Annotated in this window: 20 protein-coding genes; 7 read left to right on the top strand and 13 right to left on the bottom strand. The window is 42.9% G+C overall.

Going from position 1 to position 23,718, the window contains the following annotated elements; all coding sequences use genetic code 11:
- Nucleotides 1-166: 166 nt before the first annotated feature.
- The 5 genes from ACO6VG_RS19275 to ACO6VG_RS19255 form a co-directional block, all read right to left on the bottom strand.
- The gene (locus ACO6VG_RS19275) at nucleotides 167-292 is read right to left on the bottom strand and encodes a hypothetical protein (protein ID WP_422475177.1); all 126 of its coding nucleotides are present in this window, start codon (nucleotides 290-292) and stop codon (nucleotides 167-169) included.
- 110 nt (nucleotides 293-402) lie between these two features.
- Nucleotides 403-2,877, bottom strand: a complete 2,475-nt coding sequence (locus ACO6VG_RS19270) for an ankyrin repeat domain-containing protein (RefSeq protein WP_422475175.1) — start codon at nucleotides 2,875-2,877, stop codon at nucleotides 403-405.
- Between the two features lie 286 nt (nucleotides 2,878-3,163).
- Nucleotides 3,164-3,364, bottom strand: coding sequence for a hypothetical protein (locus ACO6VG_RS19265; RefSeq protein WP_422475173.1), 201 nt, complete (start codon nucleotides 3,362-3,364; stop codon nucleotides 3,164-3,166).
- Nucleotides 3,365-3,473: 109 nt separating this feature from the next.
- Entirely contained in the window at nucleotides 3,474-3,875 is a 402-nt protein-coding gene (locus ACO6VG_RS19260; protein WP_422133802.1) for an ankyrin repeat domain-containing protein, read from the bottom strand.
- A 39-nt stretch (nucleotides 3,876-3,914) separates the two neighbouring features.
- Entirely contained in the window at nucleotides 3,915-5,282 is a 1,368-nt protein-coding gene (locus ACO6VG_RS19255; protein WP_422133801.1) for an ankyrin repeat domain-containing protein, read from the bottom strand.
- A gap of 541 nt (nucleotides 5,283-5,823) precedes the next feature.
- Between ACO6VG_RS19255 and ACO6VG_RS19250 the strand changes: the two genes are divergently transcribed.
- Nucleotides 5,824-6,531 (top strand): hypothetical protein, encoded by a 708-nt coding sequence (locus ACO6VG_RS19250; protein WP_422133800.1) that lies wholly within the window; start codon nucleotides 5,824-5,826, stop codon nucleotides 6,529-6,531.
- A 179-nt stretch (nucleotides 6,532-6,710) separates the two neighbouring features.
- Here ACO6VG_RS19250 and ACO6VG_RS19245 read toward each other — a convergent pair whose 3' ends face one another.
- The 5 genes from ACO6VG_RS19245 to ACO6VG_RS19225 form a co-directional block, all read right to left on the bottom strand.
- Nucleotides 6,711-7,628 (bottom strand): WD40 repeat domain-containing protein, encoded by a 918-nt coding sequence (locus ACO6VG_RS19245; RefSeq protein WP_422137989.1) that lies wholly within the window; start codon nucleotides 7,626-7,628, stop codon nucleotides 6,711-6,713.
- 407 nt (nucleotides 7,629-8,035) lie between these two features.
- The gene (gene fghA, locus ACO6VG_RS19240) at nucleotides 8,036-8,884 is read right to left on the bottom strand and encodes an S-formylglutathione hydrolase (protein WP_422137109.1); all 849 of its coding nucleotides are present in this window, start codon (nucleotides 8,882-8,884) and stop codon (nucleotides 8,036-8,038) included.
- 78 nt (nucleotides 8,885-8,962) lie between these two features.
- Nucleotides 8,963-10,072, bottom strand: a complete 1,110-nt coding sequence (locus ACO6VG_RS19235) for an S-(hydroxymethyl)glutathione dehydrogenase/class III alcohol dehydrogenase (RefSeq protein ID WP_422137988.1) — start codon at nucleotides 10,070-10,072, stop codon at nucleotides 8,963-8,965.
- A gap of 347 nt (nucleotides 10,073-10,419) precedes the next feature.
- Nucleotides 10,420-11,460, bottom strand: a complete 1,041-nt coding sequence (locus ACO6VG_RS19230; protein WP_422410568.1) for a hypothetical protein — start codon at nucleotides 11,458-11,460, stop codon at nucleotides 10,420-10,422.
- A gap of 96 nt (nucleotides 11,461-11,556) precedes the next feature.
- Complete coding sequence (locus ACO6VG_RS19225) at nucleotides 11,557-12,444, bottom strand: hypothetical protein (protein ID WP_422475170.1); 888 nt, start codon at nucleotides 12,442-12,444, stop codon at nucleotides 11,557-11,559.
- Nucleotides 12,445-12,727: 283 nt separating this feature from the next.
- On the opposite strand from ACO6VG_RS19225, the gene ACO6VG_RS19220 reads away from it, so the two are divergent.
- Nucleotides 12,728-13,459: a Fic family protein gene (locus ACO6VG_RS19220; RefSeq protein ID WP_422475168.1), complete on the top strand. Its 732-nt coding sequence runs from the start codon at nucleotides 12,728-12,730 to the stop codon at nucleotides 13,457-13,459.
- 97 nt (nucleotides 13,460-13,556) lie between these two features.
- On the opposite strand, the gene fabB is transcribed toward ACO6VG_RS19220, so the two are convergent.
- Both fabB and fabA read right to left on the bottom strand, forming a co-directional pair.
- Nucleotides 13,557-14,774: a beta-ketoacyl-ACP synthase I gene (fabB, locus tag ACO6VG_RS19215; RefSeq protein WP_422133793.1), complete on the bottom strand. Its 1,218-nt coding sequence runs from the start codon at nucleotides 14,772-14,774 to the stop codon at nucleotides 13,557-13,559.
- A gap of 28 nt (nucleotides 14,775-14,802) precedes the next feature.
- Entirely contained in the window at nucleotides 14,803-15,315 is a 513-nt protein-coding gene (gene fabA / locus ACO6VG_RS19210) for a 3-hydroxyacyl-[acyl-carrier-protein] dehydratase FabA (protein WP_317146541.1), read from the bottom strand.
- A gap of 433 nt (nucleotides 15,316-15,748) precedes the next feature.
- Here fabA and ACO6VG_RS19205 point away from each other — a divergent pair, with 433 nt between their 5' ends.
- From ACO6VG_RS19205 to ACO6VG_RS19190, 4 genes are all read left to right on the top strand, one after another.
- A complete protein-coding gene (locus ACO6VG_RS19205) occupies nucleotides 15,749-16,780 on the top strand; it encodes an NAD(P)H-dependent glycerol-3-phosphate dehydrogenase (RefSeq protein WP_422133792.1) in 1,032 nt (343 codons plus the stop codon).
- A gap of 78 nt (nucleotides 16,781-16,858) precedes the next feature.
- Nucleotides 16,859-17,164: a DUF4389 domain-containing protein gene (locus ACO6VG_RS19200; protein ID WP_422133791.1), complete on the top strand. Its 306-nt coding sequence runs from the start codon at nucleotides 16,859-16,861 to the stop codon at nucleotides 17,162-17,164.
- 134 nt (nucleotides 17,165-17,298) lie between these two features.
- A complete protein-coding gene (sixA, locus tag ACO6VG_RS19195) occupies nucleotides 17,299-17,742 on the top strand; it encodes a phosphohistidine phosphatase SixA (protein ID WP_422133790.1) in 444 nt (147 codons plus the stop codon).
- A gap of 238 nt (nucleotides 17,743-17,980) precedes the next feature.
- Nucleotides 17,981-19,882, top strand: coding sequence for an ATP-binding cassette ATPase Uup (locus tag ACO6VG_RS19190; RefSeq protein WP_422133789.1), 1,902 nt, complete (start codon nucleotides 17,981-17,983; stop codon nucleotides 19,880-19,882).
- Between the two features lie 199 nt (nucleotides 19,883-20,081).
- Here the strand turns inward: ACO6VG_RS19190 and ACO6VG_RS19185 are convergent, their stop codons facing one another.
- On the bottom strand, nucleotides 20,082-21,479 hold the full coding sequence (locus ACO6VG_RS19185) for a hypothetical protein (RefSeq protein ID WP_422133788.1): 1,398 nt from the start codon (nucleotides 21,477-21,479) through the stop codon (nucleotides 20,082-20,084).
- Nucleotides 21,480-21,960: 481 nt separating this feature from the next.
- Here ACO6VG_RS19185 and ACO6VG_RS19180 point away from each other — a divergent pair, with 481 nt between their 5' ends.
- Nucleotides 21,961-23,679 (top strand): hypothetical protein, encoded by a 1,719-nt coding sequence (locus tag ACO6VG_RS19180; RefSeq protein WP_422133787.1) that lies wholly within the window; start codon nucleotides 21,961-21,963, stop codon nucleotides 23,677-23,679.
- Nucleotides 23,680-23,718: the final 39 nt, after the last annotated feature.

Raw genomic sequence — 23,718 nt, 5'->3', positions numbered from 1 at the left:
CCATACCCAGCTCGCGCTGCAGAGTCCGCTTTTCATGGCAGGTATGCATTCCCACGCAGGGCGAGGGTGTTGCAAAACTTCAACAGCTCGTTCTCGCGCTCTGAAGTCGTCATTCCCGCGAAGGCGGGAATCCAGCGCCAACGGTGGATCTCTGCCTTCTCCGGGATCAAGGCCAGGGGTACACCGGGCAGTATGGTTCTGGTGGTGAGTCAGTGTGGATTCCCGCCTTCGCGGGAATGACGAGAATGAAGCCGGGAATGACGAGAATGAAGCCGGGAATGACGGGAGTCAACTCGTTCCCAGGCTGGAGAGAGTTTTGCGACACCCTCTCCAGCGTGGGAACGAGCCATGTCACCTATAGTGACTGATTTTCAGGATGTGGCGTAACTTGAGTTATTTAAATCAGCTCATTTTTTGTATTTTCGGAGTTGTGGCTCCGTCAGTCGAGGTGTTATTGAACGGACTATTTGATGATTGCATTGTATTCCCACCATTTGTTGGGAAAGCACCGGTTGTTAAAACAACATCGGACAGAAATTCGACAATTGTGTGAGCACCTTTTTTTCTTGCATAATCTAATGGACTATCACCTTCAGTTGTTAACTGGTCAAGAGTGAAATCAGATCGTTTTAATAGTAATTGGATGAAACTTAGTGCGTCAGACTCAATAGCTGCCATCAGTACAGTCTTTTTGCAGCCTTTTTTCTGTAGAAGTGTTTTTCTATTGCTGATCGCCTCTTCAACTTTTTCACGTGCTTTATCATTATTGTGATAAGTTTTATTGTACTCGCCAATTAATGCCACAATGTCATCTCCGTGAAATTCAACTCCCACTCTTATATCTTTCAGATTATCTGCCAATGTCTCTATATCATAAAATTTCGTCTTATTTATCTTCCCTTTTAAAAAACTACGTACTGTTATATCGTGTTTAATGGGCTGATCAATATTGGCACCCAGATTGATTAGTTTGTTAATAATCTCAAGGCTTGTTAAATCAATCTTTATCTGCAAGGCAATATGGCCTAATGCGGTCTTACCCTCAGAGTCCTGAGCATCAACGCAGAGTTTATGAGAATCTAATATGGACTTAATTATCTCAGTAAAATCACTATTGGCATTCCTATCTTTGCTTTTCTTGTAACAGCCAATAGCTACTTGGAGTGGTGTTTTTCCTTCGAGGCCGAGAGCATTGACATCTTCTTTTTCTATTAATATCTTGATAACCTTCACGGCTGCATTCTGGATAGCATAAATAAGCGGTGTTTCATTGTTGACTTTTAAATTATTAATACCTAGGCGATTTATCATTATTTTCATCAGATCTGATGAGTCGGCTTGGATAATCGACATTAATAATCTTTCTTTGTAGTTATCTTTCAGATCACTAGCCTTGAGTGCCAGCATCTCTTTTCTTATTATTTCAGAAGCTTCGAATCGATCTATACTGGAAAGTTTTTTTAGGTTGGCAATCGATGGTATCAATGGAAACCGGCCATTTCTGAAGTCTTCCAGATTATCTACCAATGTTTCTATGTCACAAAATTGCTTCTCGTTTAGCCTCCTCTTTATAAAGCTACGTACTGTTATATCGCGTATAATGCACTGATCTATATTGGCACCCAGATTGATTAGTTTGTTAATAATCTCAAGGCTTGTTGAATCAATTTCTTTCTGAAGGGCAATATGGCATAATGCGGTCTTGCCCTCAAAGTCTTTAGCATCAACGCAGAGTTTATGACAATCTAATAGGGACTGAATTATCTCAGTAAAATCACTATTGGCATTCTTATCTTTGCTTTTCTTGTAACAGTGAATAGCTACTTGGAGTGGTGTTATTCTTTCGAGGCCGGGAGCATTGATATCTTCTTTTTCTATTAATATCTTGATAGCCTCCACGGCAGTATTCTGGATAGCATAAATAAGCGGTGTTTCATTGTTGACTTTTAAATTATTAATACTCAAGCGATTTATCATTATTTCCATCAAATCTGATGAGTCGGCTTGGATAATCGACATAAATAATCTTTCTTTGTCGTTATCTTTCAGATCACTAGCCTTGATTTCCAGTATCTCTTTTCTTATTTTTTCATAAGCTTCGAATCGATGCATACTGGAAAGTTTTTTTAGGTTGGCAATCGATTCTATCAAAGAGTCAATAGTTAATTCATGGCTAATACCCTTCTGACTTCTGGAATTCTCTGTTTTTTCGACATCCCATAAAATTTTTATGTGATCGATAATACGGAGTCCATTGCTTAAAATGCAGGAATATAAATCACTATTCTTACCAGAACATCTATCAGGATGAAAATATTTTGTTAACGTTTTAATAATGTAATTTACATTTGAATTGTCTGTATTTTGATCAATCTTCAGTATATTGGCTAACAAAAACTTGAATATTTCTTTTTCGTTATCAGTTATTGTAAATCCGTTCTCAACTTTATTTAGAATTGATTTCATAAAGTTTCCAACACCTTTAAGTTCCCTTAAAGATTCTTTTAAATTGATCCTCTTCGATCTATGTTCCTTGTTGAGCTCTTCTAGAGCGTCTTGTATTTCTATTGAATCAGCAATATTACTCTCTATCGTTCTGCAGAAATTTTCGGCATGCCTGTTTAATCCATCAAAAAAATCAGAGGTTTGAGCAAGGGTGGGTAATATATGAATGAATTCGATAGTTCTTTCATTGATAGGTGTGTCATTCGGAAGTTTATTGGAAAATTTAAGGCTCTGCTGACTATAAACTTCCATAAGTCTAATTTTTAAAAAGCGTCCCACAGATCTGCTGTTGCCTGAATGAATCAGGCAGCCACCTGTGTTATGTTCGTCAAACAGAACCTTTGAAATCAAACCAAGCGCTTCCATGTTCATAGTTATGTACTTCCTTTCATTAATTTTTTGTAAATGGTTTTTAGACTTTATTATTGATTAGGTCATCCGTTAGACTTTTACTTCTACTAAAAGTTCAATTAAGAGAATTTTGACTCGTGCCCACGGACCAGAGAGGCTGTCGCAAAACACTGGTTCCCACGCTTTTAGACCCTGTGGGTCCCAGCGTGGGAACCCATACCCAGCTCGCGCTGCAGAGTCCGTTTCTCATGGCAGGTATGCATTCCCACGTAGGGCGAGTGTGTTGCAAAACTTCAACAGCTCGTTCTCACGCTCTGAAGTCGTCATTCCCGCGAAGGCGGGAATCCAGCGCCAACGGTGGATCTCTGCCTTCTCCGGGATGACAAGGCCAGGGGTACACCGGGCAGTACGGTTCTGGTGGTGAGTCAGTGTGGATTCCCGCCTTCGCGGGAATGACGAGAATGAAGCCGGGAATGACGAGAATGAAGCCGGGAATGACGGGAGTCAACTCGTTCCCAGGCTGGAGAGAGTTTTGCGACACCCTCTCCAGCGTGGGAACGAGCCATGTCACCTATAGTGACTGATTTTCAGGATGATGCGTACTTGAGTTAGTTAAATCAGCTCATTTTTTGTATTTTCGGAGGTGTGGCTCCGTCAGTGGAGGTGTTAGTGAATGGACTATTTGATGACTGCTTTGTATTCCCACTATTTGTTGGGAAAGCACCGGTTGTTGAAACAACATCGGACAGAAATTCGACAATTGTATGAGCACCTTTTTTTCTTGCATAATCTAATGGACTATCACCTTCAGTTGTTAGCTGGTCAAGACTGAAATCAGATCGTTTTAATAGTAATTGAATGAAACTTAGTGCGTTAGACTCAATAGCTGCCATCAGTACAGTTTTTTTGCAGTCTTTTTTCTGAAGAAGTGTTTTTCTATTGCTGATCGCCTCTTCAACTTTTTTACGTGCTTTATCATTATTGTGAGAAGTTTTATTGTACTCGTCAATTAATGCCACAATCTCATCTCCGTGAAATTCAACTCCCACTCTTAAATCTTACAGATTATCTGCCAATGTCTCAATATCATAAAATTTATTCTTATTTATCTTCCCTTTTAAAAAGCTACGTACTGTTATATCGGGCATAATGGGCTGATCAATATTGGCACCCAGACTGATTAGTTTTTTTATAATCAGAAGGCTATTTGGATCAATTTTTTCCTGAAAAGCAATATGGCATAATGCGGTTTTACCATCAGAGTCCTTAGCATCAACAGAGAGTTTATGATAATCTGATATGAACAGAATTATCGCAGGTAAACAACTAGTGAAAATCTGATCTTTCTTTTTCTTGTAACAGTCAATGGCTATTTGGAGCGGTGTTTTTCCTTCGAGGCTGAGAGCATTGATATCTTCTTTTTCTATTAATATCTTGACAATCTCCACGGCAGAATTCTGGATGGCATAAATAAGCGGTGTTTCATTGTTTATTTTTAAATTATTAATACCTAGGAGATTTATCATTATTTTCAGCAGCGACGATGAATCGGTTTGGATGATCGTCATTAATAATTCTTCTTTGTGGTTATCTTTCAGATCACTAGCTTTGAGTGCCAGCATCTCTTTTTTTATTTTTTCATAAGTTTTGAGTCGATAGCAGTTGTCAATTTTGTTTAGGTTGGCAATCGATTCTATCAAAGAGTCAATAGTTAATTCATGGCTAATACCCTTCTGACTTCTGGAATTCTCTGTTTTGTCGACATTCCATAAATTATTTATCTGTTTGATAATATCGAATCCATTGCTTAAAATGCAGGAATATAAATCACTATTCTTACCAAGACATTTGTCAGGATGTAAATATCTTATCAACGTTCTAATAATGTACTCTACATCTGAATTATCTGTATTTTGGTCAATCTTTAATATGTTGGATAACAGAAACTTGTATATTTTTTTTTCATTATCAGTTATTGTAACTCTGTCATAAATTTTATTTATAATTGATTTTATGAAATTTCCGACACCTTTAAGTTCCTTTAAAGATTCTTTTAAATTGATCCTCTTCGATCTATGTTGCTTGTTGAGTTCTTCTAGAGCGTCTTGTATTTCTATTGAATCAGCAATATTACTCTCTATCGTTCTGCAGAAATTTTCGGCATGCCTGTTTAATCTATCAAAAAAATCGGAGGTTTGAGCAAGGGTGGGCAATATATGAATGAATTCAACAGTTCTTTCATTGATAGGTGTGTCATTCGGAAATTTATTGGAAGATTTAAGGCTCTGCTGATTATAAACTTCCATAAGTTTGATTTTTAAATCGGGTCCCACAGATGTGCCATTGCCTGAATGCATCAAGTAGCCACCTCTGTCATGTACGTCAAACAGGACCTTTGAAATGTAACCAATCGCTTCCATGTTCATAGTTATGTACTCCCTTGTATTAATTTTTTGCAAATAGCTTTTAGACTTTATTATTGATTAGGTTATTAAGTTAGACTTTTGCTTGTACTAAAAGTTCAATTAAGAGCATTTTGATTCCTTCCCACGCTCCAGAGGCTGTCGCAATGACCTGCATATGCTCTCCACATATGCTCTGGTAGGATTTAGCTCAGTAGAACTCTTAATATGAGCTAAAATATTGGATGTCCCACACATGTTATATGCACATACGCTAAGTACTCAGCCATACGGAATCGAATATTTCTGGCTTATTGGGTAGGTGCTCTGCAAGGCGCAACGACGGGAACATAGCAAGTATGTGACCAGAGTTGCAACGCATCACGACTGCATGGATGCAGGAGCTAGAGCAACGCAGGAGCAGTTGCCGCGAGTGCCTGAACAGTAAGTCAGAAAATATGATTTCGTATGGTTGAGTACTTATGCTTCGGGCGAGGTCGCGTTTGACTTAGACAGAGCCGTATCGTCATATGGCAGTGTGGTAAGTAATAGCGAGGGTGAAATCATGAAATTAATTATCTCCTTTTTAACTTCTCTGCTGCTATTTTTTCCGTTTTCTTTGTTTGCTGATTCTTTTGCATTGCACAATCCAGATGAATACACCATAGAAGTATTTGATGGGGATTCAGTCGTATACGACAGGCATGACAGAAGCGTCTATTTTGGGGTAAACCCTAAAACCAATTACTACACAGTAAAAGTAGATAAGTTCCCAACTCCTATAAATGTAAAATTAAACAGTTCTTTAAATCAAAAGTACTATGAAGGAGGTTGTAATTATACCTTTACACTTAGCAAAGAACTTGGTTGGGAATTTACAGGCTCTGCTTTCCCTTGCACAGAAGGTCAGCATCATTTTTACCCTGTATTTACCGTCCGAAACGATTCGAATGTCCCAGGTGATCCAACTAAAAAAGGAATCAATGTCTACCCAGCGATTGCTGCAACTAAAGACGATTTTGCCACTGATCACCTACGGGGGGTTCTCGAACCAGGAGACTCCAGACTGATTACTGAAGACAATATTATATTAGTGAACTTAGGTATAAAAATTGGTTCAAATATACAAATAGGATTTTTTGATCCTGAAATTCCTGGCTATATAGCTTGTGGGGATGATGTAATGACTTATAAGGGTCGATATACATTCACACTGACGAAAGCTAAAAAGTGTGTTATTACAAAAAGTATTGACCAGGCAAAAGCTGACTGATTATTGGAATGCGTTTGACTCCTTCCCACGCAGAGCGTGGGAAGGAGTTGTTGGGCTTTTGCGACAACCTCTCCAGCATGGGAAGGAGCCATAGCTAAATAACCAGAAGCACCCTGTTTTATTGCATCGAACTCAGTTTTGAGCAGTCAGGAACTTCTGCCTCCAAGCCAACAATCATTTCAAGTCAGAGCAGTAAGTTGCCTCGTTCCATCCTCACTGGTGGTCTCCAGGATGCGGCCATCGTAGTAGAAGATTAATGATTCGATCGGCCCATCGTGGTCAATGGTGATTTGTTTTGACCATGATCCGTTGGCCACCTCGCAATAGACTTTGGCCGTGTGATCGTCACTGGCGGTCACCACATGTTTGTCATCAGCGCTGAAGGTGGCTATTCCGATTTTGGCACTGTGGTAAATAGTGGCTTTTACTGCCCATGATCCGTCGACAGTCAACCCAAAAATATTTGCTGTGTGATCGTCACTGGTGGTCAGCAGATGCCTGTCATCAGAGCTAAAGGTGACTGATCTGATGTTGTCATCATGGTAAATGCAGGCTTTTTCTATCCATGATCCATCTGCCTGCAGGTCAAAAATTTTTGCCGTGTAATCGTCACTGATGGTCACCAGATGCTTGTTATCATTGCTAAAGGTGGCTGATCTGATCTTGTCACCATGGCAAATACCGGTTTTTTCTGTCCATGATCCGTCTGCCTGCAGGTCAAAAATTTTTGCCGTGTAATCGTTACTGATGGTTACCAGATGGAGACCATTGAGGCTTAAGGTGGCTGAGCTGACAGGACCTGTAGTGGGAACGGTGGACTCTGCTAGTGATCCATCGGCCTGCCGATTATAGATCTTCGCGCAGCCATCGGCACTGACGGCCACCGAACGGTGGAGACCAATGCTTCCTTCGCCTTGAGTATGGTAGCTTTGCTGTTGCAAACTCTCATAACGCTCCATACAAAATTGTCTCAGTTCAACTGCAGTAACAACCTTTCCGAAACCAACACCTGTTGATGCGCTCTGCGGCTGAGCAGGTTTTGTTGAGTGTAAGTCCGGAAGTCCGTTAGCACCGGGAGCGCTATTTAAGTTATTCATATCATGTTCCTTTTTATTAAGTTGGATTTATCCTTCATTGCATAGATATTGTATTGAAGGTCATCCAATATTGATTTTCTCCATTTATTGGGAGTTCCTTTCAGGATAAAAGTTCATAACATTGTCGTAAGTGCAGTTAACAAGAAAACAGGACTCTGATTCGAAAAATGATCAATAAGTACTCAGTCATACGAAATCGAATATTTCTGGCTTATTGGGCAGGTGCTCTGCAAGGCGCAACGACGGGAACATAGCAAGCTATGTGACCAGAGTTGCAACGCAGCACGACTGCATGGATGCTGGAGCTAGAGCAACGCAGGAGCAGTTGCCGCGAGTGCCTGAACAATAAGTCAGAAAATATGATTTCGTATGGTTGAGTACTTAAGACTGAGTTTTTAAATGTCTTTTTAAAGTGAAGAGTTTAAGGCCCTGGCATGAAAAGCGATATGATCGCTGATAAAACTGGCTATATAGAAATAGCTATGGTCATAGCCTTCATCCATCGATAGCTGGATGGGGTAATTCACCTTATCACACGCCGACTTGAAATGATTTGTCAGTAATTGCTGCTGCAAGAAATTGTCCGACAGACCCTGATTAATCATAATAGGCAAAACACGATCGTATGCCTGATTCGCAATTAATACAGTGGCGTCGTAGGCAAGCCATGCGTCCTGGTTGTGCCCTAAATAATAAGTAAATGCCTTTTGTCCCCATGGGCACTGACTGGGGTTTACGATCGGCGCAAAAGCCGAAATTGACTCATAATGATTGGCATTGTTCAGACCAATCACCAAGGCGCCGTGGCCACCCATAGAATGCCCTGAGATTGATTTTTTACCAGTAACGGGAAAGTTAGCCTCGATCAGGGCTGGAAGTTCGTGCACCACATAATCGTACATCTGATAGTGCTCAGCCCATGGCTGCTCTGTTGCATTGACATAGAAACCGGCCCCTGAACCCAAATCCCAGGCGCCTTCGGAATCGTCTGCCACAGCCTCTCCACGAGGGCTGGTATCTGGACAAACAATAGCAACACCATGTTCTTGCGCAAACTGTTGGGCGCCCGCTTTTGTCACAAAGTTCTGATCCGTACAGGTAAGACCTGACAGCCAATACAGAACCGGAACCTTTTCGGATTCGGCTTTACTGGGTAAATAAATCGAGAACTGCATAGTGCAGCGGGTAGTGTCAGCTTCATGCTCATACTGCAGTTGAACGCCACCAAAGCATTTAACACGAGATAATTCTTTCATAGCTGGTTTTGTCTGTTGATTCACTTAAAAAGTTACCTGGCGAGTGAGTAGAATTCACGAGCCTCATTCACTCATTTGTCAATATTCGATGACAGTGCGAATCGATTTACCTTCATGCATCAGCTCAAAGGCTATATTAATGTCTTCTAACGGCATTGTATGGGTGACCATTTCGTCGACTTTAATTTCACCTGCCATATATTTTTCAACATACTCTGGCAGTTGCGTCCGCCCTTTAACCCCGCCAAAGGCGCTGCCGCGCCAGACACGGCCTGTGACTAATTGAAAGGGACGGGTACTGATTTCCTGACCAGCGCCAGCGACACCAATAATCGTCGACTCACCCCAACCTTTATGACAGCACTCCAGGGCGCTTCTCATGGTTTCAGTTCGACCGATGCACTCGAATGAGTAATCTACTCCGCCCCCGGTGAGTTCCACAATCACATCCTGAATCGGTTTATCGTAATCTTTTGGATTGATGCAATCGGTGGCACCAAGGTCTTTGGCCATTTGAAATTTATCGGGATTAATATCCACCACTAAAATGCGTGCGGCTTTGGCCATCACAGCGCCCTGAACTGCCGACAGGCCAACACCGCCCAAACCAAATATAGCCACCGTAGCTCCCTCTTCCACCTTAGCTGTATTCAGAACAGCACCAATACCGGTAGACACTCCACAAGCTAACAAACAGACTTTATCCAATGGTGCGGCCTGATTGATTTTTGCCACGGCAATTTCAGGTAATACCGTATGCTCTGCAAAGGTTGATGTACCCATAAAGTGATAAATGGGCTGCCCATCTTTTGAAAAACGCGAGGTTCCATCCGGCATCAGGCCTTTGCCCTGAGTTTCACGAATGGCCTGACAGAGATTGGTTTTACCAGAGGTACAAAATTTACATTCGCCGCATTCCGGAGTGTATAGCGGGATAACGTGATCACCCACCGCGACGGATGTAACTCCTTCTCCTACGGCTTCTACAACACCTGCACCCTCATGACCCAATATACAGGGAAAGATACCCTCAGGGTCCTCGCCACTCAGGGTAAAGGCATCGGTGTGACATACGCCGGATGCTGTTAATTTTACCAGGACTTCGCCAGCCTGGGGTTCTTGAAGGTCAACTTCCTCAATAGTGAGAGGCTTGCCTGGCCCCCAGGCGACAGCTGCACGTGTTTTCATGGTTATACCTTTTTAAGTTGGACAATAAGTACTCAACCATACGAAATCATATTTTCTGACTTATTGTTCAGGTACTCTGACTGCGTTGCAACTCTGGTCACATAGCTTGCTATGTTCCCGTCGTTGCGCCTTGCAGAGCACCTGCCCAATAAGCCAGAAATATTCGATTCCGTATGGCTGAGTACTTAACTGAAACTACCTGGCTTTTCTCAAACTGCTGCCGAGCTCAGCAAAATTGTAATGAGAATGAATCCTGAAATGAAGGTTTTTCCTTTTTTTCTTGTAGAGTGATGGGTCCACTCTCACTGGTTTGCTGTATTCAGTCAGAATTACTTCGGGAACACGACTTATATTTGGAAATCGTATACTTCGAAAAACATCTCATATTTTGGATCAATGCCTAAGTATCTTCTTGAAGCTGAGAATATTCTAAAGTAAGGACGATCATCCGAATTGCCTAAGGTTGAAAACAATGTAGGCAAAATCTTCTGGTTAAAAATAGCTTTAGAGCAGGATTTGTTTTTTCTTGTTTTTATTATTTTATTAAATGATGGTTCGATTTTATTTAAATCTTCTGTCATTTTTTTTATTTCATCTTCCCTTTCTTTAGAAAAAAGTGATGGCAAATTATTCTCCTGATAAAACAAAATCATATCATTGGTTTTTTTTAAGCTTTTTTTATTTTTGACTATTGTTGAAGAGTCACCATTCAGCCATTGATCAAGACTAAACGCGTCTACCATCGACTGTAAGATATGGAATCTGTTGTTTTTCCTCAGAATAACAAATTCATGAGAATATACTTTCACATTATCGTTTATGTAACTGATTCTGTGTGAAAAAGCATAATTATTTTCTGGATTGCCATTGATGTATTCCTTGTATAATTGTTGTTCGCCAAACATGAAGGTATGAGTTACTGAATACTTTTCTTTAGAGAGATGTTTTTCAAGAACTGATACCGTTGTGTGGCATATATTTTTATCTTTTAGTTCATTAATACTCAACTCTAATGGAGATAAGGTGGCAGCTCTTGCTTCTGCCTGAGGTTTTTCAGATAAACATTGTGTGTCTGCAGTCGATGTTTCAGAAGTAGCATGAGATAACAATCTACTGTCTTCCTTTACCTCATTATGAAGTGAGACACATCTTGAAAAGACAGAGGTGGCTTCATTTAAAGCTTCCTTAACAAGCTGTGATTTTTTCTCCGGAGCAATTGATTGGGCTGCACCTTCTGAGGGAGGAATATTGACTGACAAAAGTTCACTCTTGTTATGTACACTGATGTCTCTACCCATACTGACAACAGTTGGTGTTTCTGATGGCGGTTGATTAGATGTTAATGGGGTGGAGCTGTCAATACTGGATTTGTTATTTATTCCGTTCATGCTTTCATCTCTTTAAGTAAGTATTTGTCCTCAATTAGGGGCTAAATCCTTTCCACCTGTCACAGCTAAATCGGCATAGAGAGGCAACCAAAAGGATCAGTAATTTACTCTAAACGGTATTTGTTTTGAATAATATTCAGGCGCTAATCTAACGATCCTTATTGATTCTGAAGGGTATGTCTCCAGAGCAGCAGGTAAAGATTGGAAAAATATATCAATCGGACCATGCTTACTTATACATCTTCCACCTCCGATATAAAACAGACTATGAATCAATTTTTCATTTGAAAATAATTGCAGAATATCTCCGATGCATAGTTTTGTTTTGTCATCTGTATGAATGGAAGCAAAAGGAAGTTTTTCATACCACCCATTGAATTTTATATCCTTTTGTTTATCCATACCAAATGCCAAATAATTTACAAGCTGGTGACAGAAACCGTGAGAATCAATTTCTTTATTTTCAAGAGGAAAAACCGTTTTGCAAACATTCTCAAAGCCCTTTGTAAAGAGACAGGACAGCCTGCTTTTTATTTGATTCAAATAACATGAATCAATATTTGCTTCCTCAGTTAAAGGCAAAGAAACCAAACATTCTTCCTTTAAAATAGGGGTATTAGCTGGCACTTTATAATGTTTGACTCCATTCAAAGTAAAAGGTAAAAGTTTAAGCTTCCAATACACAAGAGTTTCTTCAGCGTAGAGTTCTGGATTGTCAATTTGTTCAAAAAAGATTGTTCCATCGCATTTTTGGTTAGCATATAATATTTCCGTGTGGTGCTCTTCATCAAGGAACAAAAGTTTATTGGTGGAGTCAATCTTTCTTTCTGATAATGATTTCCCTTCAACCTGCGATGGCTGGCTTTGATCAGCTTTTAAGTGATGAGTTGCTAATTCTTTTGGTGCTGACTCTCTAGTGTCTGAAATGCCTATTTGCGCTAAAGCAGGGGCAAGTTGTAAGTTTGTTTCTGTCACTGGGTTCATTGTCATACAGTCCGTGATATTTTTGTAAGTTCCCGATCAGCTGGCTTCGCCTTCCTGGAAGGCGGCTTTTTCATCCTACTGCATTTCAGGCTTGGTTGTATTGACAGATAAAACGAACAGTAATTCATTATTTTGTTAATTAATACTAACCATAAAGTAAGCCAGAATAACAAAGAGTGGCATAGAAAGGATGACAGTTGCGCCGTTACTGATGACCCAGAGCATAAGCAACCTGTTTGCCATATAATGGGCACAAGTACGATCGCAATGGATTACTCACGGTATGTTTGAAACCATAGATGCTCTCAAAGCCCAATTGGATGCCCTCAGGCCCCTGCCAAAAAACAGTGTCCAGTCGCTCCATGAAGCAATGATGCTTGAGTGGACTTATCATTCCAATGCGATAGAGGGTAATACCTTGACTCTCAAGGAAACCAAGGTGGTTCTTGAGGGTATTACTGTTGGCGGCAAGTCAATCAGGGAGCATTTTGAAGCCATTAATCACCGGGAGGCCATTGAGTGGGTAGAGTCTGTAATCGCAAGAGATGAGCCATTCAGTGAACGACTGATTAAGTCTATTCATCAGTTGCTATTAAAAAATATTGATAACACTAATGCGGGTTGCTATCGACAGGAAAATGTAATGATTGCAGGTGCTCAACACATACCTCCTGAACACCTGCACTTGCAGTCGTTAATGACGGAACTGGTGGATGGCTATGAAAATCACTATGAAAATCAGGATTACCATCCTGTTGAGAGGGCAGCGAGGCTGCATGTTGATTTTGTAGGAATTCATCCTTTTGTCGATGGCAATGGCCGTACAGCCCGCTTGCTGATGAACTTTGACTTAATGAGCAGTGGTTACCCCGTCATTATCAGAGCGGAAAATCGTCTTGCTTATTATGAAGCTTTGGATAAAGCTCATACCAGCCTGTGCTATCAAGACTTCATAGCAATGGTCGTTGAAGCAGAGGAGGACGCTTTTAAACGTTATCTGAGCATTGTTAGTTGAATTTGCCACAGCCAAAGCTCCCGGACATAAATGATGGAGCATAACCATAAAACCAGGCTCCATCATTCTTCTGAAACACCCGGAAATCTGAATCCCTTCAGTCTTCGTAGTTCTGGAATACCAGACAAGCGTTGGTGCCACCAAAACCGAAGCTGTTAGACATGATGCGGTTCAGTTTCTGCTCGCGAGCTTTACCGACCAGAATGGGCAGATCTCTGGCTTCCTCGTCCAGGGTCTCTATGTTGGCTGAAGCCGCGATGAAGTTGTGTTTCATCATCAGCAGACAGTAGATCGCTTCCTGGACACCAGCCGCTCCCAGAGAGTGACCGGAGAGGGACTTGGTGGAGCTGATGGCAGGCATTGTGTCACCAAAGACTTCTTTCAGTGCTTTCAGTTCTGCTACATCACCAACGGGAGTAGATGTACCGTGGGTATTGATGTAATCGACAGGACCGGCAACCGTTTCCAGAGCCAGACGCATGCAACGGGAAGCCCCTTCACCGGAAGGAGCAACCATGTCATAACCGTCAGAAGTAGCACCGTAACCCACGACTTCTGCATAAATTTTGGCACCACGGGCTTTGGCGTGCTCCAGTTCTTCCAGAACCACCATGCCACCACCGCCGGCAATGACAAATCCGTCCCGGTCAGCATCGTAAGCTCGGGAAGCTTTGTCCGGGCTGTCGTTGTACTTGCAACTCAGTGCGCCCATAGCGTCGAACAGGCCGGTCTGTGACCAGTGCTCTTCTTCACCACCGCCAGCAAAGACAACATTCTGTTTGCCCAGCTGGATCTGTTCAACCGCACTACCGATGCAGTGAGCACTGGTAGCACAGGCAGAAGTAATGGAGTAATTGACGCCTTTGATCTTGAATGGGGTCGCCAGACAGGCAGATACTGTGCTGCCCATCGTTCGGGTGACACGGTATGGGCCTACACGCTTGACACCTTTTTCACGCATGATGTCAGCGGCCTCGACAATGTTTTCGGATGAGGCGCCACCGGATGCAGCAATCAGGCCAGTTCTTGGGTTGGAAACCTGTTCTTCTGACAGGCCAGAATCTTCAATTGCCTGCTTCATGGCGATGTAGGCGTAAGAAGCCGCCATACCCATAAAACGCTGGGTTTTACGATCAATATGCTCGCTAAGGTCAATGTCGACAGTGCCGGAAACCTGGCTGCGAAAGCCTTTTTCAGCGTAGCTTTCGTTAAAGCTGATACCGGATTTTCCCTGTTTGAGACTGTCGGCCACGTCACTCTGGGTGTTTCCCAGGCAGGAGGTAATGCCGATCCCTGTAACTACAACACGTTTCATTAATCTAAACCTGAATTATCCGAATGAATCAGAATGCGTCGGTGCTCTGGAAAAGGCCTACCCGGAGCCCATCGGCAGTATAAATCTCACGTCCATCGACACTGACAGTTCCATCAGCAATACCCAGCGCCAGTTTGCGACTGATAATACGCTTGATATTGATCTGGTAGGTCACTTTCTTATTAGTTGGCAGAATCTGGCCGGTGAATTTGACTTCACCGCTGCCCAGCGCCCTGCCACGACCGGGATTACCCATCCAGCCCAGATAGAAACCGACCAGCTGCCACATAGCGTCCAGACCCAGGCAACCAGGCATAACCGGGTCGCCCGGAAAGTGACAGTCGAAGAACCAAAGGTCTGGAGTGATATCCAGCTCGGCAACGATTTCGCCCTTACCGTATTTACCGCCTTCCTCAGAGATCCGAACGATACGGTCCAGCATCAGCATGTTGGGTGCTGGCAGTTGGGCATTGCCTGGCCCGAAAAGCTCACCCTGTGAACAGCGGAGCAGGTCGTCTTTATCGAAGGATTGTTGCTTCATTCGTTCATTATTCCTGGAAAATGACATGGTCGCCCGATAAGGCAGGGGTGACACGGGTACATCGACTCCCTTTCTGGCTGATCACTGATCACGGGAATTCATTACTATCGTTCCGGCGTGCACTATACCACCGGTCTCAGACTGTCATCATCGAATTCTGTTGAAATTAACAAAAAAACAACAGATGTGGCAGCTCTCGTGACATTTAATCAAGATCTGACCTTAATGGTCAGGGTTTTTTGTGCCTTGAAAAACGCAATACCGACTTATGCACTAACTTATGTACTTAGCCCATGCTATAAACGTTTCAGGTATTGTATTATTTGTTCGAATCATTTTTCCCCGGCTTGAGGCTGAAAAGATGATTCTTGACTCATGGCCTGCCCAATAGGCTGATTTGCACCAGATCAAGAGAAATAAAGCCGAAATTATAATGATGACGCCGAATAACGATAGCAAGCAGTATACCATAGCCATCCTGGGTGGAGGCAGCTTTGGTACGGCACTGTCTGATATATCAGCTCACAACGGCCATCAGGTTAAACTCTGGATGCGCAGTGATGAGCAGGTAAAGGGGATTAACCGGGATCATATTAATCATCGCTATCTGCCGGATTTTACTATTCATCCTTCGGTTCAGGCTTGTACTGATATCAAGGCTGCAGTCTCATCTGCAGATCTTGTCCTGATTGCCATTCCCAGCAAATCCTTCCGTTCAGTGGTTCAGATGGCGGGCGATGCACTGGAAGGCAAAATGGTAATAAGTACCACCAAGGGGATCGAACCGGTCACCTTTGACCTGATGAGTGAAATTCTGAATGAGGAACTTGACTCAGCCAGAGTGGGTGTTCTCAGTGGCCCCAACCTGGCCAGGGAAATTATCGCCAAAGCAGTGACGGCGACCGTGATTGCCAGTGAAGATAACGAGTTGTGTGAGATAGTACAAAAGGTGCTGCATTCGGATTACTTCAGAGTCTATTCCAATCGGGATGTCTATGGCGTTGAACTGGCCGGTGCCCTGAAAAATATTTATGCCATTGTCTCGGGTATCGGGGCGGCCATGGGTATGGGTGAAAATACCAAGAGTATGCTTATAACCCGCAGTTTGGCAGAAATGAGTCGTTTTGCTGTCAAGCTTGGTGCGGACCCTATGACTTTTCTCGGACTGTCCGGGGTAGGGGATCTGGTCGCCACCTGTACTTCCAGTCTCAGCCGTAATTTCAGGGTTGGTTATGCTCTGGGTCAGGGGAAAACCCTGGAAGAAGCTGAAGCTGAACTGGGTCAGGTCGCAGAGGGGGTTAATACCTTACAGCAGGTCAGGCAAAAAGCGGTTGAGCTGGAAGTCTATATGCCGATTGTTGAAGCATTGCATATGGTCATCTTCAAAGAGTTTGATGTCAATCAGCTGGTGCGCGGTATGATGCTTCGAGAACAGAAAACTGATGTCGAATTTATGGTCAGATGAAGGGCTGGAGGGCTTTCCTTCCTTAATATTGTCAATTAATGACGCATATCCATTAACAAAAACGGCGAGGGTTTTTTTATGGATGAGAAAGTGTTAGATAATCTGAAATCAGAGTCCCGATGGCTCAGGCTGTTGTTCATGGTGTTGTTTTACATGCTGGCCCATATTGTCGGGTTGCTGATTCTATTGATTGCCATTATTCAGGTGATTCACGGGTTTATTAAATCTGAACCGAATTCACGGTTGCTGGATTTCTCAGCCGGGCTGAATCAATATTTTTATCAGATTATCCAGTTTGTTACTTATAACGCCGACACCAAGCCTTACCCATTCAGTGACTGGCCCGGAGAGAAAGAGCCTGTCAGTGATGAGAAAGATGCCTGAATTCGTGTTGAGATGTTGTCGAAGGAGCCAGAAATCCGGACTTTCACAGGGTGTCAGGATGTAGCTGTTTTTGTATCCAAAATTGTATATATTCAGTCGTATATCAGCTCATTTAAACAAACAGGTATCTAATCATGAAACTGATCATAATGCGTCATGGGCAAGCCAGTTGGTCAGCGCCAAATGATCAGGAAAGACCTTTAACGGGCATGGGTCAGCAAGAAGTGCTCAGCACAGCTTCGAAGCTGACCCATCTTGGCATTAACAGGATACTGGCCAGTCCTTATCTCAGGGCTCAGCAGTCCGGCAGGATTCTGGCAGAAACGCTGGGCTGCTCCCTGGAAACAATGGATTGCATTACTCCAGACGACGATCCGATGGCTGTTATCTCAGAACTGCCTGCTCAGGGAAATATCGTTCTTGCCAGTCATATGCCTCTTGTCGGCGCTTTAACCGGACTGCTCTGCGAAGGATCAATTCATCAGGGACCCGGCTTTATGACTGGCAATGCAGCTGTACTGGAAATGGAGCTTCCCGGTCCGGGATTGGCAACATTGGTTGAGATGGTCGTGCCCTGAAAACATTCCATTCTTCGCCACTTTGGCTAATCTTTCTCCAGGCCGCTTTGGTTAAACCGCTTTGTTCGAAACAATGGCAAAGAACAGCCGACCGCAAAACAAATATAGCCTTATCGTGAACTGTGGATTTTTGCCTGGATTTTTTGGCTCGAAACACTTAAGCAGGTATGCTTGGTGGCACTTTTAATCCTGTGTTATCGCAGTTGCAGGACGTTGAAAAGGACAGGTTAACTCGAGAATGCCATTACTAAGATTTGACAATATAAACCTTGCCTATGGCGATCATCCCCTGATGGATGGCGCTGAGTTTCAGATACGTAAAGGTGAACGGGTCTGTTTGCTGGGACGTAATGGTGCTGGCAAGTCCACCATGATGAAATTGGTATCCGGCAAAATCGATGCAGATGATGGCAGCATCTGGCGAAAGCCGGGTATGCGTATTGGCGTTCTGAACCAGGATCTTCCTGAGCAGGATGAGAAAAAAGTTTACGATGTCGTGGCTTCCGGCCTTGAACAAGTGGGCGATTGGATCAGTCAGTTTCACGAATTGTCCCAGAATATTCAGTCGGATGAAGATATAAAAGCTCTGGAAAAAGTTCAGCAAAAGCTGGAAACTGCCGATGGCTGGAGTCTACAGCAGAAGGTAGACACAGTGATTCAGAAACTGGGTCTGCCGGAAGAGAAGAAAATGAAGGAACTCTCCGGTGGCTGGCGCAGAAGGGTAGAGTTGGCAAGGGCACTGGTGTGTGAACCTGATCTGTTATTGCTGGACGAACCCACTAACCATCTTGATGTTGTTGCCATTGACTGGCTTGAGAAGCAGCTGCTTGATTTTCAGGGCGCTCTTCTGTTTATCACCCACGATCGTTCATTCCTGCAGTCTCTCGCTACCCGGATTGTCGAGCTCGATCGGGGTATCCTGACCAGTTGGGACTGTGATTATAAAACTTACCTGGACAGAAAAGCCCATGCACTGGAAGTGGAAGCGGAACAGAATGCGCTTTTCGATAAAAAGCTGGCTCAGGAAGAAGCCTGGATTCGCCAGGGTATCAAAGCACGAAGAACCCGTAATGAAGGCCGTGTCAGAGCGTTGAAAGTGCTTCGAAATGAAAGAATGGAGCGCCGGGTAGTTCAAGGTAAGGCAAGCTTCTCTCTGGAGCAGGGCGGTAGTTCCGGTAAGCTGGTGATGGAAGCCAGGGGTATTTCAAAGTCCTGGGAAGGTCGGCACATTATTAAAGATTTTGATCTCAGGGTGATCCGGGGCGACAAGATCGGATTGATTGGCGCCAACGGTGCTGGCAAATCAACATTATTAAGTATTTTGCTGGGGCAACTTCAACCTGAATCCGGTTCTATCAAGGAAGGCACCAAGCTGGAAGTAGCCTACTTTGACCAGTTGAGAAATCAACTGGATCTTGAAAAAACGGTCATAGATAACGTGGCTGAAGGCCGTGAGAGCATCATGATTAACGGAGCCAGCCGGCACGTGATCAGCTATCTCGGAGATTTCCTGTTCCCCGCTAACCGTTGTCGTGTTCCTGTAAAGGCTTTGTCTGGCGGAGAGCGAAATCGTTTGCTGCTGGCAAGGTTGTTCAGTAAGCCCGCTAACCTGCTGGTCATGGATGAGCCAACCAACGATCTGGACGTCGAAACGCTTGAGCTCCTTGAGTCATTACTGGTGGACTTTGAGGGTACGGTGCTGCTGGTCAGCCATGATCGTGAATTTCTCGATAATGTGGTTTCCAGTACCCTCGTATTCCAGCCTGACGGCAGGATTAAAGAGTATGTGGGTGGTTTTGAAGATTGGCTCAGACAGGGAGGCGAGGTCAGTCAACTGGTTGCGCAAGCGCAAACCAGCAAGCCAGAAAAGAAGGCTGAACCTGAACCCGGCATTCAATCCCGGTCGGAACCGAAAAAGAAAAAACTCAGTTACAAGCTTCAGCGTGAACTGGATGCTTTGCCGGGAGAGCTTGAAACGTTAGAAGAAGAGTTGATTCAGCTGGAAGAAACTGTCGCCGATCCTGTCTTTTATCAGAGTGATCAGGAAATTGTTCAAACCACTCTCGCACGTTTGGAAGCCGTCAATCAGGATATTGAAGAGAAGATGCAGCGTTGGGAAGAACTCGAAAATATGAGTTGAAAACCTTCGGTATTAAGTGGGGAGTTAGCAGTCGTTAATGTGCAGTCCTATATCTGCCAGCATTTCACTCACAGCTTCTGTTCTTATTTATGTGGCCGGTGCAGAACATCGGCTATGGTTCTGCCCAGGCTGGTTTTTTCTGCAATGATCAAACGCATCAGGTTAACAAAAGTTACTTTAGATCAATGGCTGACTATGATTACTTGCGAAGCGTTTGAAAATATTGCTGCCCTTTCTTAAGGATTTGAACCAGCTCATTCACACTGTAAGCATCGAATTTATTAATATCATCAATTATGGTGGGTGAAAAACCTTCTCGCAGAAGGAGTCCGTTCAGCAGAATACAGCCGATGGTTCTGGCATTCCCATCTCTGAAAGGGTGGGTATGCTGAAGATTCCGACATAGTTCAACAATGGCATGAATAATTGCATCCTGTCGCCGTTGGCTGTCAGTTTCAGTTATTTCTTGCAACTTTTTCTCAAAGGTTTGGCAATAATTTTTTGATAACTCCATACCTTTGTGATCTTTATAATCAAAATCAACAAGATATGTATCAGAATTCAGCCTTTCTATTTTTGGAAAATTGTTCACACTAGCCAGTCTCGTTATTTCTTCTAAACCATCCTCTGTCAAGTTTATGCCTCTTTTATAGAAAACGCTGCCTTCGTTCCAGGAGATGTCTTTAATGGCCACATCTTCATTGCTTGACAAAACCCCGGATGTTGTCAAAGTATGAATGGCTTCAATTTTACTGTAATCCAGGGGTTTATTAGCCAATATATTACCAACTTCTTTAAAGGCTCTTAGCATAGCGGCTGCGTACCCGGGCTCATCCTCATAACAAAACAGCCCTAAACCGTACTCTTTCGAGTGATCCTCATCAATAAAAAGCCGGTACAGCTCTTCCACAGGAAAGCCTTTGCACTGTTCTGTGTGATCCAGCATGGTCTGCACTTCTTCAGTCTCCTCAGAAGCACGGCAAATACCCTTTAAAAGGTGATATAACCGCAAAGAGAAGCGCTTTTCACCTTTTTCGTGTTCAATAAGAGATTGTCGAATTTCTTCAATACTCATTTCTGAAAGAAGAAGGGCGCAAGCCTTACGTGTAAAAGCCCCAACCTTCTTATAATAATTAAAATAATTAGGCAGTTGGTCTATAGCGCTGACCAAGTCTTCACATTTACTCAGAGTGCTGTTTTCATTCCACTGAAACATGGGTACTGATTCAAAATGGCTGAGCCAGCCGTCCAGTCTCGCAAGAAAGTATGCATAATAAGTATGCCTCCGCCCTTGAACAACCGTTGCTACTCTTCCCAGATTAAATGCAGCTTTACAGTCGTTCACTATTTTTTCAAAACTGCGATCATTCTGTTTAAAATTATCGTGAGATAATCTGGTTATTTTTCTGGCATGTAACAGGGTATCAGGAGTTTGTGATGGATCCGGGTACAAGTGTCTCTTTTCGGTAGAAGGACATCTGCCAAAAACAAATCGTGACTGTTCTTTCGAGCCAAACAGATAGCGGTCTTTATCGCTCAAATCGTCTAATGGATGAATCATATTCCTGAGTGCAGTAGCAAAATAAGAAGGTATCATTGGGTAGTTCGTTGTTATTTTCTGAAGTACTTGTCTATCAATTTATTGATTTTTCTGTGATTCTGTCAAGAAAACTTAAGAAGTTACAGCCCGTCAACCAGACAGCTCAAGGTCTCCGGTCAGGGCAGATACTTATGATTCAATATACGTTCAGCAATGATAGCAGGTACTCCATAAGCCTCGAGCTATCAATTAACTTGAACAATTCACCAAACCGTTATTTAAGAAAGCACGATGGGTAAGAGCTGAGGTTACAGACGACAATATACCGGTGAGTGTCAGTTCAGATATTGGTGACTAAAGCTTAAAATTGAGCATTGCTGTGATCCTTGGACTACTTTATGAGGGGCGTTTAAAGACTAAGGGAAGCAGAATGATCAGTAACTCGCTGTCTCAGTTAACGAAAACAACAAGGTCCTCGAAATATCCCCATCGAAGTAAGACTAATCAGCTATTCGCAGCCTCCCTTGGTCTCGTTATCATGGCTTGCCCTTACTCAAAACTGCTGGCAGCAAACCCTTTGTTTACGCCGTTCGATGAAAGATTTGTTGAAGAAAAGGGGGCCAAGGCGTCTGACTACTTATCCGCTTTAATTAACCATAATGCCCTTACGGGTAGGTTTCCTTTCATCACCCCTAATGATACTGATTTTATCTTTGCCATGAACTCCGGGAATGAGCATGGCATAAATAAGAGAAAGGGCCGGAAAAAACCGCAGGGAGCTGGAGCACCGCAGATGCAGCCATTAATGAACTTTCCACTCCGGCCAATGTCCCGTGCACAGATCGCTGAAATTATCCGGAAATTGAATTCAGGCCTCTCAGAAGACACCATAACCACTCTGTTGAACAATATTCCGGAAATGCCTCCCGGTGATAACCTGACCATTGCAGGCTTGATTGAGCAAGTGAAGATGAGTCTTCAAATTAACATTGACCAAAATCATAATGCAATCCTGGAAACTCTATCTTATATTCAGGGGACCCAGTCCCCTGTTAATCCGAGCAATTCAGAACATCAACAGCGCCTTGCCTGTTTTTTGCTGGCTTACTATGCAGCCATAAATTCAAGCAGTGCTTCCCCTCAAAGTGCCCATGCTTTTTTTACTTCATTTCTGCTTCATGCCGCTGATATGGCTGGAATGTCTGGATTCCTCCACCATCTGCACATAGCTCAACTGTTAGGTAGAAATAAACCGATAAAAGATAAAGCTTCTTTAAAAGAAAATGTTGCAATATCATCTTTGGTATTCTCTGGTCTGAAAGTCTTGGAAACAGAACGCATCAAGTTTTTTCAACAAGTGCTGGATCCCTCAGAGTCTGAGCAATCCAGTATATCAGTCGATGCATTACTAAGAGACTCAGCCAAACTGCTGAACGATGGCATCGACAGGAACGGAATGTCGAGTCATAAGCGACAGCTAAAATCATCCGAACGAATGTTGGAACTAATAGAAGAATATGGTGAAGATAGACCTGAATTAATAGCCTGGAACTATCATTTCCTGAATTTGGTTGATGTCGTATGTCTGGTTCTTAACCCTTTCGCGCCACAATGTGAATATCCGAATGTAAATATTGAAGATATAGAGGATTATTTTAGAAAATCAGGTAAGGATACGACCTTTTATTCCGGTAGAGACAAAAGAAGGGATTTGTTTGAAGAATTCAAAAAAGTATCAATGGAAGTGATGCATGATCAAAACAATCAAGATGTTAAAGCATTTAAGAAATTGTTTTTATACATAAAAATATATGTAGCGCAACAATTGCACTTAACTTTTACTGATGAAAATGATTGCGACACCATAGAGGAAACCCTTGCTATTGGATTCAGGGCTCTATTGGAACAATCATATGATTTATTGGCACTGCTTCCTGATAAAGCTATTGGTTCCAATGATACTGTGCAGGTTGATGAAGTCATGCATGATGAGGCAGCTAAGGAACATGAAGGAACAGAGCTTAGTGAAGAAGAGAAGAGAAAAAGAAACCAGAAAAAACGAATAAAGTACTTAAAAGAACTCGTCGAATGGCTTGAATATTACTTTGGTACTAGTCAAATGGTTCCTGATCCTGCTGACAGTAGTGAATCTGAAAAAAATGATACTGACAGTAGTGATCTTGACAGTAGTGATTTTGACAGTAACCCTGACTGGACTGATTCAGACGGGAGCGATATTGATACACCGAAGCTGTAACTCAGTAAGTCAAATGTTCGCAAGTACGAAAAAAAGATA

It is taken from the genome of Endozoicomonas sp. ALB032, assembly GCF_049310125.1.
Classification (GTDB): domain Bacteria; phylum Pseudomonadota; class Gammaproteobacteria; order Pseudomonadales; family Endozoicomonadaceae; genus Endozoicomonas_A.
Note: the sequence above shows the minus strand (reverse complement) of the source record. Positions and strands in the feature narration are given on the sequence as shown.

Excerpts from the sequence above, each read along its gene's own strand:
- ACO6VG_RS19270 (WP_422475175.1), bottom strand. The coding sequence starts at position 2,877 with ATGAACATGGAAGCGCTTGGTTTGATTTCAAAGGTTCTGTTTGACGAA.
- ACO6VG_RS19255 (WP_422133801.1), bottom strand. The coding sequence starts at position 5,282 with ATGAACATGGAAGCGATTGGTTACATTTCAAAGGTCCTGTTTGACGTA.
- ACO6VG_RS19250 (WP_422133800.1), top strand. The coding sequence starts at position 5,824 with ATGAAATTAATTATCTCCTTTTTAACTTCTCTGCTGCTATTTTTTCCG.
- ACO6VG_RS19245 (WP_422137989.1), bottom strand. The coding sequence starts at position 7,628 with ATGAATAACTTAAATAGCGCTCCCGGTGCTAACGGACTTCCGGACTTA.
- fghA (WP_422137109.1), bottom strand. The coding sequence starts at position 8,884 with ATGAAAGAATTATCTCGTGTTAAATGCTTTGGTGGCGTTCAACTGCAG.
- ACO6VG_RS19235 (WP_422137988.1), bottom strand. The coding sequence starts at position 10,072 with ATGAAAACACGTGCAGCTGTCGCCTGGGGGCCAGGCAAGCCTCTCACT.
- ACO6VG_RS19230 (WP_422410568.1), bottom strand. The coding sequence starts at position 11,460 with ATGAACGGAATAAATAACAAATCCAGTATTGACAGCTCCACCCCATTA.
- ACO6VG_RS19225 (WP_422475170.1), bottom strand. The coding sequence starts at position 12,444 with ATGAACCCAGTGACAGAAACAAACTTACAACTTGCCCCTGCTTTAGCG.
- ACO6VG_RS19220 (WP_422475168.1), top strand. The coding sequence starts at position 12,728 with ATGTTTGAAACCATAGATGCTCTCAAAGCCCAATTGGATGCCCTCAGG.
- fabB (WP_422133793.1), bottom strand. The coding sequence starts at position 14,774 with ATGAAACGTGTTGTAGTTACAGGGATCGGCATTACCTCCTGCCTGGGA.
- fabA (WP_317146541.1), bottom strand. The coding sequence starts at position 15,315 with ATGAAGCAACAATCCTTCGATAAAGACGACCTGCTCCGCTGTTCACAG.
- ACO6VG_RS19205 (WP_422133792.1), top strand. The coding sequence starts at position 15,749 with ATGATGACGCCGAATAACGATAGCAAGCAGTATACCATAGCCATCCTG.
- ACO6VG_RS19200 (WP_422133791.1), top strand. The coding sequence starts at position 16,859 with ATGGATGAGAAAGTGTTAGATAATCTGAAATCAGAGTCCCGATGGCTC.
- sixA (WP_422133790.1), top strand. The coding sequence starts at position 17,299 with ATGAAACTGATCATAATGCGTCATGGGCAAGCCAGTTGGTCAGCGCCA.
- ACO6VG_RS19190 (WP_422133789.1), top strand. The coding sequence starts at position 17,981 with ATGCCATTACTAAGATTTGACAATATAAACCTTGCCTATGGCGATCAT.
- ACO6VG_RS19185 (WP_422133788.1), bottom strand. The coding sequence starts at position 21,479 with ATGATACCTTCTTATTTTGCTACTGCACTCAGGAATATGATTCATCCA.
- ACO6VG_RS19180 (WP_422133787.1), top strand. The coding sequence starts at position 21,961 with ATGGCTTGCCCTTACTCAAAACTGCTGGCAGCAAACCCTTTGTTTACG.